Source organism: Amycolatopsis sp. EV170708-02-1 (genome assembly GCF_022479115.1).
Lineage (GTDB): Bacteria > Actinomycetota > Actinomycetes > Mycobacteriales > Pseudonocardiaceae > Amycolatopsis.
The window spans coordinates 2,100,111-2,117,621 of the sequence record NZ_CP092497.1 but is presented as its reverse complement, the minus strand read 5'-3'; the positions used below and the strand labels follow the sequence as shown (position 1 = coordinate 2,117,621).

The 17,511-nt window shown below is 70.1% G+C and carries 20 protein-coding genes and 3 pseudogenes; 13 read left to right on the top strand and 10 right to left on the bottom strand.

Features of this window, described 5'->3' with window-relative positions; translation table 11 throughout:
- Nucleotides 1-14 precede the first annotated feature (14 nt).
- The 4 genes and pseudogenes from MJQ72_RS09815 to MJQ72_RS09805 form a co-directional block, all read left to right on the top strand.
- A pseudogene (locus tag MJQ72_RS09815) lies at nucleotides 15-943 on the top strand (AMP-binding protein); the annotation flags it as partial.
- Entirely contained in the window at nucleotides 938-1,429 is a 492-nt protein-coding gene (locus MJQ72_RS45025) for a class I adenylate-forming enzyme family protein (protein WP_396426983.1), read from the top strand. The pseudogene MJQ72_RS09815 and the gene MJQ72_RS45025, both read left to right, overlap by 6 nt.
- A 51-nt stretch (nucleotides 1,430-1,480) precedes the next feature.
- Nucleotides 1,481-2,333, top strand: a pseudogene (locus MJQ72_RS09810) (LLM class flavin-dependent oxidoreductase).
- A gap of 53 nt (nucleotides 2,334-2,386) precedes the next feature.
- Nucleotides 2,387-2,683 carry a hypothetical protein gene (locus MJQ72_RS09805; protein ID WP_240598787.1) on the top strand — a complete coding sequence of 99 codons (297 nt, stop codon included), beginning with the start codon at nucleotides 2,387-2,389 and terminating at the stop codon, nucleotides 2,681-2,683.
- Nucleotides 2,684-2,986: 303 nt separating this feature from the next.
- Here the strand turns inward: MJQ72_RS09805 and MJQ72_RS09800 are convergent, their stop codons facing one another.
- The 4 genes from MJQ72_RS09800 to mrf are packed head-to-tail and all read right to left on the bottom strand — an operon-like array spanning nucleotide 2,987 to nucleotide 5,746.
- Nucleotides 2,987-4,084 carry a GTP-binding protein gene (locus tag MJQ72_RS09800; RefSeq protein ID WP_240598786.1) on the bottom strand — a complete coding sequence of 366 codons (1,098 nt, stop codon included), beginning with the start codon at nucleotides 4,082-4,084 and terminating at the stop codon, nucleotides 2,987-2,989.
- Nucleotides 4,081-4,239 carry a 50S ribosomal protein L32 gene (gene rpmF, locus MJQ72_RS09795; RefSeq protein WP_005149940.1) on the bottom strand — a complete coding sequence of 53 codons (159 nt, stop codon included), beginning with the start codon at nucleotides 4,237-4,239 and terminating at the stop codon, nucleotides 4,081-4,083. The genes MJQ72_RS09800 and rpmF overlap by 4 nt, the downstream gene beginning before the upstream one ends.
- Entirely contained in the window at nucleotides 4,239-4,496 is a 258-nt protein-coding gene (locus MJQ72_RS09790) for a type B 50S ribosomal protein L31 (RefSeq protein WP_034306403.1), read from the bottom strand. The genes rpmF and MJQ72_RS09790 overlap by 1 nt, the downstream gene beginning before the upstream one ends.
- Nucleotides 4,493-5,746: a ribosome hibernation factor-recruiting GTPase MRF gene (gene mrf, locus MJQ72_RS09785; protein ID WP_240598785.1), complete on the bottom strand. Its 1,254-nt coding sequence runs from the start codon at nucleotides 5,744-5,746 to the stop codon at nucleotides 4,493-4,495. Before mrf ends, MJQ72_RS09790 begins: the two co-directional genes overlap by 4 nt.
- A gap of 84 nt (nucleotides 5,747-5,830) precedes the next feature.
- Here mrf and rpmB point away from each other — a divergent pair, with 84 nt between their 5' ends.
- The 6 genes and pseudogenes from rpmB (at nucleotide 5,831) to cobA (ending at nucleotide 8,526) form a co-directional block, all read left to right on the top strand.
- The gene (rpmB, locus tag MJQ72_RS09780) at nucleotides 5,831-6,067 is read left to right on the top strand and encodes a 50S ribosomal protein L28 (RefSeq protein ID WP_005149951.1); all 237 of its coding nucleotides are present in this window, start codon (nucleotides 5,831-5,833) and stop codon (nucleotides 6,065-6,067) included.
- Nucleotides 6,067-6,234: a 50S ribosomal protein L33 gene (rpmG, locus tag MJQ72_RS09775; protein WP_240598784.1), complete on the top strand. Its 168-nt coding sequence runs from the start codon at nucleotides 6,067-6,069 to the stop codon at nucleotides 6,232-6,234. The genes rpmB and rpmG overlap by 1 nt, the downstream gene beginning before the upstream one ends.
- Nucleotides 6,234-6,539, top strand: a complete 306-nt coding sequence (gene rpsN / locus MJQ72_RS09770) for a 30S ribosomal protein S14 (RefSeq protein WP_125678321.1) — start codon at nucleotides 6,234-6,236, stop codon at nucleotides 6,537-6,539. Before rpmG ends, rpsN begins: the two co-directional genes overlap by 1 nt.
- On the top strand, nucleotides 6,536-6,784 hold the full coding sequence (rpsR, locus tag MJQ72_RS09765; protein WP_240598783.1) for a 30S ribosomal protein S18: 249 nt from the start codon (nucleotides 6,536-6,538) through the stop codon (nucleotides 6,782-6,784). The genes rpsN and rpsR overlap by 4 nt, the downstream gene beginning before the upstream one ends.
- Nucleotides 6,785-6,847: 63 nt before the next feature.
- Entirely contained in the window at nucleotides 6,848-7,255 is a 408-nt protein-coding gene (locus MJQ72_RS09760) for an ankyrin repeat domain-containing protein (RefSeq protein ID WP_240598782.1), read from the top strand.
- A gap of 54 nt (nucleotides 7,256-7,309) precedes the next feature.
- Nucleotides 7,310-8,526 (top strand): annotated as a pseudogene (cobA, locus tag MJQ72_RS09755) (uroporphyrinogen-III C-methyltransferase).
- A gap of 98 nt (nucleotides 8,527-8,624) precedes the next feature.
- Here the strand turns inward: cobA and MJQ72_RS09750 are convergent.
- Both MJQ72_RS09750 and MJQ72_RS09745 read right to left on the bottom strand, forming a co-directional pair.
- The gene (locus MJQ72_RS09750) at nucleotides 8,625-9,182 is read right to left on the bottom strand and encodes a GNAT family N-acetyltransferase (RefSeq protein ID WP_240598781.1); all 558 of its coding nucleotides are present in this window, start codon (nucleotides 9,180-9,182) and stop codon (nucleotides 8,625-8,627) included.
- Complete coding sequence (locus MJQ72_RS09745) at nucleotides 9,172-10,059, bottom strand: alpha/beta fold hydrolase (RefSeq protein WP_240598780.1); 888 nt, start codon at nucleotides 10,057-10,059, stop codon at nucleotides 9,172-9,174. Before MJQ72_RS09745 ends, MJQ72_RS09750 begins: the two co-directional genes overlap by 11 nt.
- A gap of 128 nt (nucleotides 10,060-10,187) precedes the next feature.
- On the opposite strand from MJQ72_RS09745, the gene MJQ72_RS09740 reads away from it, so the two are divergent.
- From MJQ72_RS09740 to MJQ72_RS09730, 3 genes are all read left to right on the top strand, one after another.
- Nucleotides 10,188-11,030 (top strand): crotonase/enoyl-CoA hydratase family protein, encoded by an 843-nt coding sequence (locus tag MJQ72_RS09740; protein WP_240598779.1) that lies wholly within the window; start codon nucleotides 10,188-10,190, stop codon nucleotides 11,028-11,030.
- Between the two features lie 40 nt (nucleotides 11,031-11,070).
- Nucleotides 11,071-12,774: an AMP-binding protein gene (locus MJQ72_RS09735; protein WP_315860846.1), complete on the top strand. Its 1,704-nt coding sequence runs from the start codon at nucleotides 11,071-11,073 to the stop codon at nucleotides 12,772-12,774.
- A gap of 195 nt (nucleotides 12,775-12,969) precedes the next feature.
- The gene (locus MJQ72_RS09730; protein WP_240598778.1) at nucleotides 12,970-13,728 is read left to right on the top strand and encodes a D-Ala-D-Ala carboxypeptidase family metallohydrolase; all 759 of its coding nucleotides are present in this window, start codon (nucleotides 12,970-12,972) and stop codon (nucleotides 13,726-13,728) included.
- Nucleotide 13,729: 1 nt separating this feature from the next.
- Here the strand turns inward: MJQ72_RS09730 and MJQ72_RS09725 are convergent, their stop codons facing one another.
- Genes MJQ72_RS09725 through MJQ72_RS09710 form a run of 4 tightly spaced genes read right to left on the bottom strand, consistent with a single transcriptional unit; the run spans nucleotide 13,730 to nucleotide 17,494 of the window.
- Nucleotides 13,730-14,362, bottom strand: coding sequence for an NUDIX hydrolase (locus MJQ72_RS09725; protein ID WP_240598777.1), 633 nt, complete (start codon nucleotides 14,360-14,362; stop codon nucleotides 13,730-13,732).
- Nucleotides 14,359-15,552 (bottom strand): adenylosuccinate synthetase, encoded by a 1,194-nt coding sequence (locus tag MJQ72_RS09720; protein ID WP_240598776.1) that lies wholly within the window; start codon nucleotides 15,550-15,552, stop codon nucleotides 14,359-14,361. Before MJQ72_RS09720 ends, MJQ72_RS09725 begins: the two co-directional genes overlap by 4 nt.
- Complete coding sequence (locus MJQ72_RS09715; protein WP_240598775.1) at nucleotides 15,549-16,523, bottom strand: hypothetical protein; 975 nt, start codon at nucleotides 16,521-16,523, stop codon at nucleotides 15,549-15,551. The genes MJQ72_RS09720 and MJQ72_RS09715 overlap by 4 nt, the downstream gene beginning before the upstream one ends.
- Nucleotides 16,524-16,525: 2 nt before the next feature.
- Entirely contained in the window at nucleotides 16,526-17,494 is a 969-nt protein-coding gene (locus MJQ72_RS09710) for an adenylate cyclase (RefSeq protein ID WP_240598774.1), read from the bottom strand.
- Between the last annotated feature and the right edge of the window lie 17 nt (nucleotides 17,495-17,511).

The window sequence follows — 17,511 nt, the reverse complement described above, 5'->3', positions numbered from 1 at the left end:
CTAGGGTCCGGCCGGTGGAGAGTCTGTTCTTGACCCGGGTGCTGGACGCGCTTCGTTCGGGTGGCGACGAGGTGCTGTTCGTCCAGGACGGCGTGGAGACCGGCTACGGGCAGGCGCTCGAACTCCTGCGCCGGATGTACGCGGCGCTGCCGGAGGGCGGGGTGGTCGCCATCGACGCCGGCAACCGGCCCGAAACCGTCCTCCTGCAGATCGCCGCCCAGCTGCGAGGCTCGACGGTCCTGCTCGTCGCCGCGTCGGCGAGTTCGCCGGATCGGCTCGCCGCGGTCGAGGCGGCCGGGGTCACGACCCTGGTGGCCGAGCACGCGGCGGACTGGCCTGCCGGTGACGAGCGGGTGACCACCTTCGACGAACTGATGGACCGTGACGGTACCGACCCGGTGCGGCTGCCGGGGTCGGTCACCGTCGTCTTCCCCACCGGTGGCACGACCGGAACGCCGAAACTCATCCGGCACAGCGGGATCTACGACGGGATGGCCCATATCTTCGCGCCGGATCCGGCGGGGCCGGGACGCACCCTGCTGATCGCGCCGATGACGCATATGACCGGCAACGCCACCGTGCTGGGGGCGATCCTGCGGCGGGAAAGTGTGGTGCTGCTGCGAGGTTTCGACGCGGGCGCCGTCCTGGACGCGATCGCGGGACACCGGATCACCACGTTGTCCCTCACCCCGGCGCGGCTGGCCGCCGTGCTCGATCATCCGGCCATGGCGTCGTGCGACGTCAGCAGTGTGCGCGGGCTTTCGTTTGGTGCCGCCCGCTTCCGCCGCGGCGGCTGGCACAGGCCCTCGACGTGTTCGGGCCCGTGGTCGGGCAGGGATACGGGCTCACCGAGGCGCCGATGATCGCGAGTATCTCCGCGGCGGAGCTCGACGGGCGGCCGGAGCGGCTCGAGTCCGTGGGCCGGATCGTCCCGGGCATGGAGGCACGGATCGACGACGGGGAGGTCCTGGTGCGCGGACTGTCCATGATGGACGGCTACCACGGGTCGGCGCCGATCGGGGACGGCTGGCTGCGGACCGGTGATCTCGGGCGGTTCGACGACGAGGGGTACCTCTACCTGCTGGACCGCGCGAACGACGTCATCGTCACCGGCGAGCACGGCACCAAGGTGTACTCGACCGTGGTCGAGAACGTGCTCGCGCGGCATCCGCTGATCCGTTCCGCGGCCGTGTTCGGTGTGCCGGGTGAGGATGGCGAGCGGGTCCACGCCGTGGTGGTGCCGGTCGCTTCGGGAGCGTTGTCGGCCGAAGAAGTCCGTGCGCACGCCAGGGAGGTCTTCGGCCGCGAGCATTTCGTACCGTCCGATGTGGACTTCGCCGAAGCGCTGCCACTGACGGCGATCGGCAAGGTGGACAAGCGGGCGTTGCGTGAGCCGTTCTGGGCCGGGCATCACCGCCGCATCGCCTGACCGTGCTCCGCGCCTTGACCGCCAGTCGAGTGGAGGTCGCACGATGGGCTCATGAAACTGGGTGTGATCCTCCCGTCCGGCGACCTCCGTGTCTCCGCCCGGCAGGCCGAGGACGCGGGCCTCGACAGTGTGTTCCTCGGCGATCACCTGATGACCGGCCGTCCTTCGCTCGACAGCACGGTCGGGCTGGCGGTCGCCGCCGCGGTCACGACCAGGATCCGCATCGGGCTGAGCGTTTTCGTCCCGGCGCTGCGGCCGTTGGCGTGGGCGGCAAAAGCAGATCGCCACGCTGCAGCAGGTGTCGGGCGAACGGCTGATCCTCGGCATCGGCTCGGGCGGGGGAGAGGCCCAGTTCGCCGCGGCCGGGGTACCGTTCGGCGAACGCGGCCCCCGCACCGACCAGGCGCTCCGCCTGGTGCCGGAGCTGCTGGCGGGCAACGAGGTGCGGATCGGCGATGCCGTCGTCGCCTTGGCGCCGGCGGTGGCGGTTCCGCCGATCTGGGTGGGCAATCGGGGACGGCTCGTGCTCCAGCGCGTCGCGGAGCACGGCACCGGGTGGTTCCCGTCGCTCCTGCCGCCGGACGCCGTCGCCGACGGACGACGACGGCTGACGGATCTCGGCCTCGCGAACCCGGTGATCGCGGTCGGCGCCACCGGCGCGCTGGGCGAAGGCGCGGACCTGCCGACAGCGGCTGATCTGGCGGCAGGGATCACCGGCACCTATGGGATGCCGCTCGACCAGGCGCTCTCCTTGCCGCTGACCGGTTCCGCCGAGGCCGTCGCCGAACGGCTGGCGGAGTACCGGGAGGCAGGAGCGGCCCACATCGTCGTCGGGCTGACCGGCCCGCGCTGGGCCGACCAGGTGCGGGCACTCGGTCGGGTGAGAGCGCTGCTGGGCCCGTAGACCGGTGCTACGGTCCGCCTGATCAGGCATTTTCGATCAGGAAGGACCCGGTGATGACCGCCGCGCACACCGAACACGCCGGCCATACGCACGCTCACGGTGAAGGATGCGGCCACGTCGCCGTACCCCACGGCGACCACGTCGACTACGTGCACGACGGGCATCTGCACCGCGCGCACGACGGGCATTTCGACGAGTGCGAGGCCAGCGGCCACATTCCGCATCAGGGGCACGACCACGCCCACGGCGAGGGCTGCGGTCACGTCGCGGTCCCGCACGGCGACCACGTCGACTACCTGCACGACGGCCACCGCCACGCCGCGCACGGGGACCACTACGACGACCACTGACCCTCGTCCTCGTGAGTGGTGAGGACGGTGAGAGCCAAGGGTGGCTTAGGTACCTATCGCCGGTGCGCCGGCGGCGGGTTCGCGTGACTGACCGGACGACACGCGTGGCTGGATGGACGACACACGTGATTAGACGGACGGCTCGTGGCGGGAACCCCGGCGGCGGTCGTGTCGTTCCTCCAGCCACGCGTGTCGTCCGCCGGATCACGCGTGTCGTCCGGTCGGTCACGTGACATCGCCGGTCGAGTCTCGTGAGTGGTGAGGACGGTTAGAACCGCCCTCACCACTCACGAGGCGTACTGCTCAGTGGACGTGCACCGCTTCCCATTCCGGGAACGGGTCCGCCCCGGCCGGATCGGTGGCCAGACAGGCCTGAAGCGAGTCCAGCAGCGCGTCCTTCTCCAGCCCCACGCCGATGAACACCAGTTCCTGCCGCGGCGCCTCCTCGACGCCCTGCGGCTCGAACCGGGCGACCGAACCGGCCTGCGACCACAACCCGGTCACCCCCGGCCGCGACGCCAGCGAGAAGAACCCCTTCGACCGCAGGACCGTCCCGAACTCCCCGGTGTCGAGCCTGCCGACGAAATCCCACAGCCGCTCGGCGTCGAAAGCGAGCGAGGCGCGGAAGACGACACTGGAGATCCCGTACTCCTCCGTCTCCGGAACGTGATCGCCGTTGAGCTCCGCCACCCAGCCGGGTGCCTCCTGCGCCCGTTCGACGTCGTAGCGCCCGGTGCCGAGCACCCGATGGAGCGGAACCCGGCCGTGCGTCGAAACGACGACCTCGGCGGCCGGGTTGAGCCGCCGCAGCACCGCCGTCAGCCGGTCGAGGGAGCCGGCCGGGACGAGGTCCGCCTTGTTCAGCAGGAGGACGTCCGCGAACTCGATCTGGTCCATCAGCAGGTCGCTGACCGTCCGCTCGTCCCCGTCGTACTGGTCCAGCCCGCGTTCGGTCAGCGCGTCCCCGGCCGCCAGTTCCCGCTCGAAGTTCACCGCGTCGACCACGGTCACCATCGTGTCGAGCCGCGCGGAGTCCAGCAGGGTCGCGCCGTCCTCACGGGCGAAGGAGAACGTCGCCGCCACGGGCATCGGCTCGGAGATCCCGCTCGATTCGATGAGCAGATAGTCGAACCGCCCGTCCTCGCACAGCCGCGAGACCTCCTCCAAGAGGTCGTCGCGCAAGGTGCAGCAGATGCAGCCGTTGGTCATCTCGACGAGCCGTTCCTCGGTGCGGGACAGGCTGTTCCCGTCCCGCACCAGCGCGGCGTCGATGTTGACCTCGCTCATGTCGTTCACGATCACCGCCACCCGCAGCCCGTCGCGGTTGGCGAGGACGTGGTTGAGCACGGTCGTCTTGCCCGCGCCGAGGAAGCCGGACAGCACCGTGACCGGCGTCGTCACTCTCCACCCTGATGAAAGTGCTTCATGAGCTTGCGCGGCACGAGTTTCGTCTCGCCGTTCACCTTGATCGGCACCAGATCCGGCACGGCCGCCTTCCACTGCGAACGACGGGACCGGGTGTTGCTGCGCGACATCTTCCGCTTCGGGACGGCCATTACTTCGACCCTCCGCGGCGTCCGTAGCGGCGGTGGAACTTCTCGACCTGGCCGGCGCTGTCCATGATCCGCTGGTTGCCGGTCCAGAACGGGTGCGACCACGAGCTGATCTCGACGTTCACCAGCGGATAGGTGTTGCCGTCGCTCCATTCGATGGTCTGCTCCGAGGTGGCGGTGGAGCGCGTCAGGAAGGCGTCCCCGGTGGAGAGGTCCTTGAACACCACCGGGTGGTAGTCGGGGTGGATTCCCGGTTTCACTGCGTTTCGTCCTTTCGGTTCGACGCGTTCACGTCGTGCTTCTCAGGGTCGGTTTCCGTGTCCTCACACGGTTCTTCGTGCCACTCGCCGAACGGATCCGGGTATTGGAGCCATTCCTGCTCGCCGGCGGCGAGTTCCTCCTCGGTCAGCAGCGCCCCGTTCAGGGCGGCTTCGATCTCGTCCGGGGTGGCCTGATCCGTGACGACGACCAGTTCCTGCGCGCGGTCGCCGAACAGCGGGTTCCAGCGCAGGGACGCGAGGGTGCGCCGTTCGGGGGAGACGGCGGCCCAGTCCGGACCGTCCGGGGCGGCGAGCCACGGCCCCGCGTGCCCGACGCCGAGGCCGCCGCCCGCCGACTCGATCCACAGCGCCATGTCCGGCTGGCTCGCCACCCAGAGCCGTCCCCGGGTGCGGACGACGCCGTCGAGCAGGACGTCGATCGCGTCGTGGAGGCGCTCCGGGTGGAACGGGCGCTGCGAGGTGAAGGTGAGCAGCCCGATCCCGCAGTCGGTGTGCAGCGGCGGCTGGCCGCGCAGCAGCGGCCCGTGCATGTCGGTGACCTCGCCGCGCCGGGCATCGGCCGGGACGGCGTCGAGCACGGTCTTCCCGTCCACGGAGGACAGCTCGACGCGGGGGATCGACGGCGCGACCCGGTCGAGCACGGCCGAGGCCTTCGCCGCGGACCAGGCGTCGGTCGCCGCGCCGGAGAGGACGAGCAGATCGGCGAACTCGACCTGGGACAGCGCGACCTGCGCGACGGTGCGCTCGTCCTCGGGGCTGGCCCGCAGGTTCCGCTCGGCCAGCGTGTCGTCTCCGGTGCTGTCGGCCAGCCAGCCCGCGCAGTCGACGACGGTCAGCACGGCCCGCAGGTCGACGTCCTCGATCACCGGACGCTCGCCGACGAGGACGTTGTGCAGCGCCCAGCTGACCGGCTCGGGCTCCATCGCCTCGTCGAGCCGCACCACGATCCGCCGCACCTGCGGCATCTGGGAGAGCTTGCGCAGCAGCGGCAACAAGTCCTCGCGCAACGTGCACGAGACGCAGCCGTGCGCCAGTTCGAGGACGGTCAGCTGGTCGCGGTCGGCGAGCCGGATCCGCCGCCGGACCACTCCGGAGTGAATCTGCCTCAGGTCGTGGTGCACGACGGCGGTGCCGGGTTCGGCGAGGCGCAGCCGCTCGGCGAGGTCGGCGTTCGGTCCCGGTGCGAGGCCACTGATCAGGACGAGGGGCACGCGGGGGTTGTCGGTCACTGAAGCTCCGGGGCGTCGAGGGCGTTCTGGTTCGGCTGTGTAGAGTAAATGAAAACGACAACCGATATCAACTTGGGAGGGTATATGTCCGCCGTGTGCCAGGTCACCGGCCGCAAACCGGGCTACGGGAAGCAGGTGTCGCATTCGCATCGGCGCACGTCCCGGCGCTGGGAGCCGAACCTGCAGGCCAAGCGGTACTTCGTGCCGAGCGAGGGGCGCTGGGTGCGGCTGCGGGTCTCGGTGAAGGGCATGAAGACCATCGACAAGCGGGGGATCGAGGCCGTCGTGGCCGAGCTCCGCGCGAAAGGGGTGAAGCTCTGATGGCCAAGAGCACCGACGTCCGGCCGATCATCAAGCTCCGCTCGACCGCCGGCACCGGCTACACCTACGTCACCAAGAAGAACCGCCGGAACGACCCGGATCGCATGGTGCTGCGCAAATACGACCCGATCGCGCGCAAGCACGTCGAGTTCAAGGAGGAGCGCTGATGGCCAAGAAGTCGAAGATCGCCAAGAACGAACAGCGCAAGGTCGTCGCCGCGCGCTACGTCGAACGACGTCGTGAGCTGAAGGCCACCATCGCCTCGCCCTCCGCGTCGCCCGAGGAGAAGGCCGCGGCCGTGTCGGCCCTGCAGGCGATGCCGCGCGACGCCAGCGCGACCCGGATCCGCAACCGCGACACCGCCGACGGCCGCCCGCGTGGCTACCTGCGGAAGTTCGGGCTCTCGCGGGTCCGGATGCGGCAGATGGCGCACAACGGCGAACTGCCCGGCGTCACGAAGTCGAGCTGGTGAGCGCGATGGGCAAGCCGAACCGCGACCGTCCGTACAAGCGCAAGACGAACCTGTTGCACGCCAACAAGATCACCGAGGTCGACTGGAAGGACGTCGACCTGCTGCGGAAGTTCATCTCCGACCGCGGCAAGATCCGCGCCCGCCGGGTCACCGGGCTGACGCCCCAGCAGCAGAAACAGGTCGCCACGGCGATCAAGAACGCCCGCGAGATGGCGTTGCTGCCCTACCCCAACGCGGGGCGCTGACGCCGCCGGTCCGGGCGGTGCGACGCGCCGCCCGGACCGCGGCCCTGTGAAAGAATCGGCCCCATGACGGAGAACCCCGGACAGGCCGAGGAATTCGATCCCGAACTGCTGGAGTTGTGGGCCAAGGTGTTCGGCTTCGCCCGCTCGGGCGCGACGGCCGAGCTCGCCGCGTATGTCGACGCCGGGATCTCGCCGAACCTGACCAACGACCGGGGCGACACGCTGGTCATGCTCGCCGCGTACCACGGTCACGCCGAGACCGTCGGGGCGCTGATCGAGCGCGGCGCCGACCCGAACCGCGAGAACGACCGCGGCCAGAGCCCGCTCGCGGGAGCGGTCTTCAAGAACGAGCCCGAGGTCGTGAAGGCGCTCCTCAAGGGCGGCGCGGACGCGAGGGCGGGGGAACCGTCGGCGATCGACGCGGCCAGGATGTTCGGCAACACCGAGCTGCTGACGCTGCTGGAGAGCTGAGGCGGTTCTCACTCGGATCGCGGTCCGGGGCGCTGAATCCTTACACTGCCCCGCATGGATGACCCGCATTACCTCTCCGGCCTCGACCTGGCCGGCCGTCGTGTCGTGATGATCGGTGGCGGGACGGTCGCCCAGCGCCGCCTGCCACGGTTGATCAGCGCCGGCGCGCGGGTCGAACTGGTCTCGCCGCACACCACGCCGTCGGTGAGCGCCATGGCCGACGCCGGCGAGATCGTCTGGCATGAGCGACGCTACGCCGAGGGCGACCTCGCCGACGCCTGGTACGCGCTGGCGTGCACGAACGATCCCGAGGTCAACGCCGCCGTCTGCGCCGAGGCCGAACGCGCGCGGGTGTTCTGCGTCCGCGCCGACGACGGCGACCTCGGCAGCGCGGTCACCCCGGCTTCCGGCAGGCACGGCGGGCTCCTGGTCGGCGTCCTCTCCGGCGGTGAGCCGCTGCGGTCGGCCACCGTCCGGGACAGCATCCTCGACGGCCTCCGTGCCGGCACCGTCGCCGACGGCCGTGTGCCGGACGCCCACGGAGACCTCCCCGGCGTCGCCCTCGTGGGCGGTGGCCCGGGGATCCGGAACTGATCACCGTCCGCGGCCGCCGTCTCCTCGCGAGGGCCGACGTCGTCGTCGCCGACCGGCTGGCCCCACGCGAACTGCTCGACGAACTCGCACCCCACGTCGAGATCGTCGACGCCGCGAAGATCCCGTACGGCCGCGCCGCCAGCCAGGACGTGATCAACTCCACCCTGATCGAGCGGGCCAAGGCCGGGAAATTCGTCGTGCGGCTCAAGGGCGGCGACCCGTACCTCTTCGGCCGCGGCTTCGAAGAGGTCCTCGCCTGCGCCGAAGCGGGCATCCCGGTGACGATGGTCCCCGGCATCACGAGCGCGTTCTCCGTCCCCGCCGCGGCGGATGTCCCGGTGACGCATCGCGGCGTCGCGCACGAGGTCGTCGTGGTGTCCGGGCACGTCGCGCCGGACGACGAGAAGTCGCTGGTGGACTGGGATCTGCTGGCGAAGATGCGCGGCACGATCGTGCTGATGATGGGTGTCGAGCGGCTCCCGCTGTTCGCCAAGGCGCTCCAGGCGGGGCGGCCGGGCGACACGCCGGTGGCGATCGTCGAGGACGGCACCATGCGCACGCAGCGGGTGCTCCGCTCCACTTTGGACAAGGTGGTCGAGGACGCGGCGGCGGCCGGGGTGCGGCCGCCCGCGGTGATCGTCTTCGGCCCGGTGGCGGGGCTGGCTCAGCCCTCGTAGTGCCTGTTGGCGGAGCTGGCCGAAGGCCCGCTATCGCGGTGGCAGGGCGCCTTGACGAAGACCAGGTCGCCCTGCCGACGTCGATCGCGGACGCGGGTTCACCAACAGACTGAGCCGGGGTCCGAGACGTAGAACCAGTCGGTCCCGTCGTCGCCGGGGGTGTCGAGGTGCTCCGCGCGGACCAGCCCGGCTCGCAGCGCCACCCGTTGCGACGCGACGTTCTCCGGCCGGACGCGGGCGATCACGAGGTCGTCCGGCCGGTGGGCACGGGCCCAGTCCACCGCCGCGGTGGCGGCCTCGCCGGCGTACCCGGAACCCCAGGACGCGGGGAACAAGCGGTAGAAGAGGTTCAGGACCGGGCGGCGCCGGAAGCCGACGATCTTCACCCCGCAGAATCCCAGCGCCTGCGGTGAGTCGTGGCGGCGGATCGTCCAGTACCCGAAGCCGTACCGGTTCCACTGGTGAGACCAGCGGAGCAGCAGCAGCTCCGCGTCCTTACGCGTCTCCAGCAGATCCGAAGGGTTGTGCGCGCAGGCCTCGGGATCGGTGTGGAGGGCGAAGATCGCGTCGAGATCTTCGGGACCCGGTCTGCGCAGGATCAGCCGCGCGGTCCGCAGTTCCTCCGAGTCGCGGACCGGCGCCGGATCAACGGTCATGGCAGCGCGCGGAGAAGTCGGCGATGGTGTCGGTCAGGCGGGTGGGGTCGAAGCGCAGCTCGACCGGGCTGCGGGCCTGGACGAACTCGGCCGCCGGCATGTCCGCGGCCAGCGTGTCCGCGTCGCCGAAGGGGTGGATCGGGTCGCGTTCGTGCCCGATGACCAGCGCCGGGGTCTCGATCTTGCACCGGATCGACTTGGGCGGCGCGATCCGCCCGAAGAGCACGCCGTGCAGGAGCGCGGCCATCGGCGCGGGCCGCTGGGACAGCGTGTCGGTGACGACGTCGACCCACTGGTTGCCGTGCGGCACGAGTTTCGCCGCCAGCGCCACACCCTGCACGGTCACCGGCAGGAACCGGGCGGCCATGAGCAGCGGCGCGAAGGTGATCAGCCCGGCGACGATCGCGTTGTCCAGCACGGGCATCTCGACGACCAGGCCGAGCGCCCGCTCCGGCGCGGCGACGCCCACTTCGAGCGCGACGTTGGCGCCCAGGGAGGTCCCGCCGATGACGGCGGCGTCGATCTCCAGGTGGTCGAGCAGCGCGACGGTCTGCTCCGCGAACGCGGGCATCGAGTACAGCCACGAGTCGGTGGGGCGGTCCGAATCGCCGTGCCCGAGCAGGTCGAGGGTCACCGCCCGGAAACCGGCGCGGGCCAGCCTACGGGCGAGCGGGGCGTGCATCCGCCTCGTCAGCATGATGCCGTGGGTGAGCACGACCACCCGGTCGCCGGAGCCGAACTCGGTGTAGGCGAGCCGGTGACCCTCATGGGTGAAGGATCCCGACAGTTCGATCGGCCGGGAGGATCGTTCCCGTCGCCGTCCGGGGGTCGGTGCGGGCAGGTCGGCGACCGCGGTGGCACTGCTGGCCGGGCTCATCTCCCACCGTCCTTCGTCGATCGTCGGTACTCACCGGTAGTACTCGCTGGTACCAGGAAAGCATCTCAGGCGCGGCCGGGCACAGTGGCCGTTGGCAGCCTGTCAATCACATGAGTCAAGATGACCCCATGACCGCTACAGCTGACAGTCTTCCCGATCTCGTTTCGCTCAAGGTGGAGATCGACGGGCACGTCGCCGAAGTGACGCTGCTCGGTCCGTCCAAGGGCAACGCGATGGGCCCCGATTTCTGGCGCGAGCTGCCGATCGTCTTCCGCGCGCTCGACGCGGACCCGCAGGTCAGGGCGGTCGTGCTGACCGGGAGCGGCAAGCACTTCTCCTACGGGCTCGACCTGCCCGCCATGATGCCCAGCTGGGGCGAAATGCTCGGCGGCGACGCGCTCGCGGGCCCGCGAACCAAGTTCCTCGACGAGGTCAAGACCCTCCAGGCGAGCGTCTCCTCGATCGCGGAATGCCGCAAACCGGTCATCGCGGCCATTTCCGGCTGGTGCATCGGCGGTGGCGTCGACGTGATCGCGGCCGCGGACATCCGGCTGGCGAGCGCCGACGCGAAGTTCAGCGTGCGCGAGGTCAAGGTCGCGATCGTGGCCGACCTCGGCAGCCTCCAGCGGCTCGCGCCGATCATCGGTGAGGGGCACCTGCGCGAACTGGCGCTCACCGGCAAGGACATCGACGCCGCCCGCGCCGAGAAGATCGGCCTGGTCAACGACGTCCACGCGGATCAGGAGACCCTGCTGGCCGAGGCCCGCAAGCTGGCGGCGGAGATCGCCACGAACCCGCCGCTGGTCGTGCAGGGCACCAAGAACGTCCTCTCGGCCAACACCGAACGTCAGGTCGCGGACGGCCTGCGTTACGTCTCGGCCTGGAACGCGGCCTTCCTGCCCAGCAAGGACCTCGGCGAGGCCGTGCAGGCCTTCCTCGAGCGCCGCGCGCCCGAGTTCAAGGGAGAGTAGAAAGAACCGGCGGCCCAACCAGCGGACCAGGAGGACGATCGTGAGCGCTTCGGAGGCATACCGCACGTTCCGCGAGGCACGGGACTATCTGCAGGCCCATCGCGAGGACTACGACACCGCCTATCGGGACTTCACCTGGCCCCAGCCCGCCGAGTTCAATTGGGCCCTGGACTGGTTCGACGTGGTCGCGGCCGATCCGGCCAATCAGGACCGGTACGCGCTGTGGATCGTCGAAGAGGACGGCATCGAGAACCGCTGGACCTACCCGGAGATGGCTCGGCGGTCCAACCAGGTCGCGAACTGGCTCCGCTCGCTCGGCGTGGCCAGGGGCGACCGGCTGATCGTGATGCTGGGCAACCAGGGCGAGCTGTGGCAGACGATCCTCGCCGCGATCAAACTGGGCGCCGTCATCATCCCGGCCTCGACTCTGCTCGGCCCGGCGGACCTCACCGACCGGGTCGAGCGGGGCGCGGCGAAACACGTCGTGATCCGATCCGTCGACGCGCACAAGTTCGAGAACGTCGAGGGCGACTACACGCGCATCGCCGTCGGTGAACCGGTCGAGGGCTGGCGGTCCTTTGTGGACGCCTACGAGGAAGCGGACACCTTCACGCCCGACGGCCCGACGGCGGCGGAAGACCCGCTCCTGCTGTACTTCACCTCGGGAACCACCGCGAAGCCGAAACTGGTGCAGCACACGCAGGTTTCGTATCCGATCGGGCATCTGTCCACAATGTACTGGATCGGCCTCGAGCCGGGCGACGTCCACCTCAACATCTCCTCGCCCGGCTGGGCGAAACACGCGTGGAGCAACGTCTTCGCGCCGTGGAACGCCGAGGCGACGGTGTTCCTCTACAACTACGCGCGGTTCGACGCGGTCTCGCTGATGGCGCAGATGGAACGGTGCGGGATCACCAGTTTCTGCGCCCCGCCGACGGTGTGGCGGATGCTCATCCAGGCGGATCTGACCGTGCTGAAGACGCCGCCGCGCAAGGTGGTCGGCGCGGGCGAACCGCTCAACCCCGAGGTGATCGACCAGGTCGAAAAGGCTTGGGGCGTCACGATTCGCGACGGTTTCGGGCAGACGGAAAGCAGCGTCCAGATCGCCAACACGCCCGGACAGGACGTCGTGCCGGGGTCGATGGGCCGTCCGCTGCCCGGTTTCACCGTGGCGCTCGTGGACCCCGTCACCGGCGAACGCGCGCAGGAAGGCGAGATCTGCCTCGACCTCGACAAGCGGCCGGTCGGGCTGATGGCCGGATACGCCGACGACGAAGAGCGCTCCGCCGCGGCGTTCGCGAACGGCTTTTACCACACCGGTGACGTCGGTTCGATCGACGAACGGGGCTACATCACCTACGTGGGCCGGACGGACGACGTCTTCAAGGCGTCGGACTACCGGATCTCGCCGTTCGAGCTGGAAAGTGTCCTGCTGGAACACGAGGCGGTCGCCGAAGCGGCGGTCGTCCCGGCGCCGGACCCGATCCGCCTCGCGGTGCCGAAGGCGTACGTCGTCCTGACGAACGGGCACGAACCCACGGCCGACACCGCGGTGTCCATCCTGGCCTTCTGCCGGGAACATCTGGCCCCGTACAAGCGAATCCGGCGTCTGGAGTTCACCGACCTGCCGAAGACGATCTCCGGCAAGATCCGCCGGGTCGAACTGCGCGGCCGCGAGAACGACGCCGACGGGCGGCCGGCGGGGGAGTTCCGCGAGGAGGACTTCCCGCAGCTGAAGGGCTGACGGCACATGGCCTCGTGAGTGGTAAGGACGGTTCTAACCGTCCTTACCACTCACGAGACCAGGCAGGCTCATCGTGTGGGTCGAACGACCCACAGCGCGGTAGGAGGAACCGCGTTAGCATCCTCGGCAGTGAATCGTTGACAACCCGTGGGGGTCACGGGTCTCACCTTCCCTGCTTTGAAAGGTGTTCCTGTCATGCGCATTCGTTTCCTCCTGCCGATGCTCGCCCTGGTGGCCGGGCTCGGTACCGCGGTGGCCGCCCCGGCCGCCGCCGATCCGGGCCCGGTGACGGCGGGCGAAGTGTCCGTCGCCGACGCCTGCTACTCCTGGGGACGCACGTTGTCCGAGGGGGCGTCCGGTGAGGACGTCCGGCAACTGCAGATCCGCGTCGCCGGGTACCCCGGTTACGGTGGCGTGCTCGCCCTCGACGGCCAGTTCGGCGCGGGCACGAAGGCCGCCGTCACGCGCTTCCAGCAGGCGTACGGGCTGGCGGCGGACGGCATCGCCGGTTCTGCCACGTTCTCGAAGCTCTACGCGTTGCAGGACGACGACTGCACGCCGGTCAACTTCACCTACGCGGAACTGAACCGGTGCAACTCCGACTGGTCGGGCGGCAACGTCCCGCCGGCGACGGCGAAGGCCAACGCGCTGGTCTCGATGTGGAAGCTGCAGGCCATGCGGCACGCCATGGGCGACCGGCCGATCGACGTCAACGGCGGCTTCCGCAGCGTCGCCTGCAACAACGCGGTCGGCGGCGCGACCAACAGCCGTCATCTCTACGGTGACGCCGTCGACCTCGGCGCCGGCTCGCAGGGCTTCTGCGGATTGGCGAAGCAGGCCCGTAACCACGGGTTCGCCGAGATCCTCGGGCCGGGCTACCCCGGCCACAACGATCACACGCACGTGGCACACCGGTCGACGCGGTTCTGGTCGGCCTCCTCCTGCGGGATCTGAGTCACTCCCAGCGCCACAGCGACGGCGGCCGTCCTCCCTTGGGGAGGGCGGCCGCGTGTTCGGTGGTACGCCGCAAACCGGGGACCCGCTCCATGGTCCGGCCGAGGTTGGCGGGATAGGGGCGGTCCCCGGTCAGCGCTTCGGTGGCGTCCAGCGCCTGTGCCGTGGTGAAGATCGGTCCCAGCAGGCCGGCGGTGAACGCGACGTCCCGCCACAGCCGTTCGGCCAGCATCGGACGGCAGTCGGCGACGATCCGGTCGTGGTCGAAAGCCAGCGGTGGCACCTCGTCCAGCGGCGCCCACACGACGTTCCCCGGGACGTCGAGCGCGGGATTCACGGTGGCCCACAAGGCGATGGAGAGCGTGGGACCGCGCGGGTCACGGTTCGGCTCGTCGAAGGTGGCGAGCTGTCCCGTCGCCGAGACCGCGTCGGGCGGGAGGCCGAGTTTGCCGACCACCGCCCGGCCCGCCGCGTCCCGCAGCCGTTCTCCGAGCCCGAGCAGCACCCCGGGCAGGGCGAGTTCCCCCTCGAAAGGCTCCGCCGCTCGCGGCGCGATTCCCAGCAGGACGTTCCGGGTGCCGGGGGCGAACCGCACCACGAGCACGTCAACGGACACCGGCGTCGACTCGATCACGCGTTGATTGTCGACCTTGCTTCCACGACCCGGTAACCGGCCCTGTCCGGGCCGTACCCGGTGACCGCCACCGGCAGCCGCGCGCCGAACCACGCCAGCGGATCCGGCAGGTCGACGGCGGGGGAGCCGTCACGGGGCACGACCTTCAACCCGGTCGCGTCGAGATGGGTGACCGCGAGCGCGTCCACGCCGTCGCAGGCCGCGATCGCGTAGTCCAGCAGGGCCGCGTCGAGATGGCCCGCCCGCCACGCGCCCTGGAATTCGCCGGTTTCGTTGTGCCGCTCGGGAAAACGAGCGAGCACGGCGGCGGATTCAGTCGGCAGCGGTCCCGCGCCGTGCCGGGTGAGGTAGGTCCGCGTGACCCCCACGACCCTGTGCGGGCGTCCGCCCAACAGGGTGCGGGCGTTGTGCGGCGTGGTCGTCGACCAGGTCGTATGCGGATGGAACCCGTGGTACTGGTCGAGGAGAGCCCCCTGCGCCCCCTCGAAGACCAGCCGCCCGGAATCCGCCAGCCGCCCCGTTTCGTCCCCGTCGGTGATCCGCACCGCGCCCGCGAAATCGCGGTACAGCGCCACGAGTTCGTCCACGCTGTGCGGCGGCGTGGCGAGCGGCGCGTAGAACCGCGCGAGCGCGTCCAGTTTGCGCCGCAGCACCGACGGCCGGGCGCAGTCGGCGACCGTGGGCGCTTCCCCCGGCGTCCCGATCACCTCCTGGCTCTCCACCACGTCACCGGGTGCGGCCCCGGGTAACAGCGAGTACCAGACGGTCTCGCCGATGCCCTTCCCGCACGAGCCGTGCCGGTTCACGCCCCGGGCCTCCTCCCTGGCCCGGTTGGCGTGGATGTGGAACGGCGTCGTGAGCAACGCCCGGCCGTCGATGCTCAGCAGTGAGAGCGGATTCCGGACGCCGGCCGTTTCGAGCCGCCGCGCTTCCGCGGCCAGCGCGAACGGCTCGACGAGCACGAACCGCGACAGATGGGTGGGCACGCCGGCGAACGTGCCCGCCCCGAACTGGCTGAAGGTGTGGTGCCGTCCGTCCACGACGACGTTGTGCGCGGCCTGCGCGCCCCCGTTGAAGCGGACCACCGCGGTGGTGGGCCGGGCGGCGCAGAGCGCGTCGACCACCGCGCCCTTGCCTTCGTCGCCGAAGCCGAGCCCGACCACCACCACGTGACCGCCGAGAAGACTCATCGCAGCACCACGTCGCTCGGACCGCCGGCCTCGGGCACCGCCGAGGTGACGACCGATTTGGTGCCCAGTTTCGCCAGCGCCTTGCCGACCGCCTTGCTTTCGGCGACCGAGCCGACGTCCGCCAGGTCGGCGAGCGCCCGGTCGACGTCGACCACCCGTTCCTCCAGCCCGATGGTGGCGGCGATCAGTTCGCACACCGCGCCCGGGTCGTCGAGCTTCAGGAAGTTCTGGCCGAGCAGATCGCTCCAGTGCTCGCCGATCTGCGGGTCGTTGTAGTACGAGGACTGGTTCGGCAGCACGAAGTAGACGTGCCATTTGCGCGCCAGCTCCCGGTACACCGAGGCCGGGTCGATGTCCTCCCGCACGTCGTCCCCGATCACGCGGCGGATGTGGCGGGCCTCCAGCGCGGGCTTGTTCAGTTCGTCGCCGATGATGAACAGATAGCCCTTGCGGCCGCGGTTCTGCCACGCGTCGGTCACCACGTGGCGGGCCATGAAGTACGCGGCCAGTTCGTAGGACTCGCTCTTCTGCCCGCCGCCACCGCCTTCGAGGAAGATCGTGCGCAGCTGCTCGTCCATCCGGTTGTCCGATTCGAACTGCCCGACCTGCAAGGGAACCCGGTCGCTGTCGGCGTCGCCGATGGCGCCGAACAGCACCTGCGGGTCGGCCAGGTAGCCCCGGCGCTTCAGCAGGCCGTGCAGTTTGCCGAGCTTGCCCTGCATGATCCGCGGCACCCGGCGCATCGACCCGGTGACGTCGAACAGCACCGCGATCGGCGTCGAATCGGTGTGGTCGGCCGAATCCCGGCATTCCCGCACGGCGTTCAGCGGGTCCAGCGCGGGCGCGACCTTCCAGTCCTTCGCGGGCTTGGAGCGGAGATCGGCGGTGTAGCCGAAATCGTCCTCACCCTTGGCCGCGCGGAAGGTCTTCGCGGCGGCGTAGGCGTTGTCGTCCCAGTGTCCGTGTCCCATGGTCAGGCTCCTGTCTCGGGGATGGTGAACGGTCGGAAGGTGCGAGGGCCGTACAGGTCGGCGAGCAGTTCGTCGTACTCGTCGAGCAGATCGGCGGCCTCGGGTCGTTGTGCCGGGATCTCCTGGAGACACCACTTGGCGAACTCGCGCTGGCGGGTTTCGCCCGGTGCCAGGAGTTCCAGCATCAAGGTGTGGAGCATGTGGACGTCGGTGGCCGCGGTCATCGGCAGTCCTTTGTGGACTTCCGGCGGGTAGCCGACGGACTTGTCCGCCGCCAGCGGGAGCACGCCGTCCTCGACGGCGAAGGACCAGCCCACGAGGACGATGCCGTGCTGTCCGGGATGGACGAGCACGTTGTCCGCGGTGAGATGGCCGTGGACGACACCCGCCCGATGCGCGCCTGCCACGGCACGCAGGAGGCGACGGTGTATCCAGGCGTAGTCGCGGCCGTCGAGCCCGCCGGGGAAGGCCTTCCCGATGTCGGCGAGGGTGATGAAGCCGTCGACGAGCGGATCGAGAACGCTGAACGCGCGGTCGCCCCTCGCGACCGGCCCCGACGTGTCGAGCAGCCGCGGGTAGTAGGGGCGCAGCCACCGGTGCCGTTCGGTGAAGCCGTCGAGCGCGCGCAACGCCTCCCATTCGGCGTGGATCAGCGGATTGTGCGCCGGATCGCGGACGAGTTTGACCAGATGCGGGCCGGTGGTCCGGTAGGTCGTGGCGACACTGCCCACCGCGTGCGGCGCGAGGAGGGTGTATTCCGACGTCGCCGTGGTGACCGTCTGCCGCCGGGGCCGTTTCCACTCGTCGTGGAGGCGGTTGAGCAGGGCGGCCGCGCGGTGGGCCCGCGCGTCGCCGGGGTTGCGGTCGGGGTGGAGCACGGCCGCCAGTTCGCGGTAGCGGTGGCGGGCGAACAGTGCGGCCGCGTCGGCCGTGTTCTCGACCGCCTTCACGGCTTCTTCCCTGGTGAGCATAGTTTGAGTCTAGACGA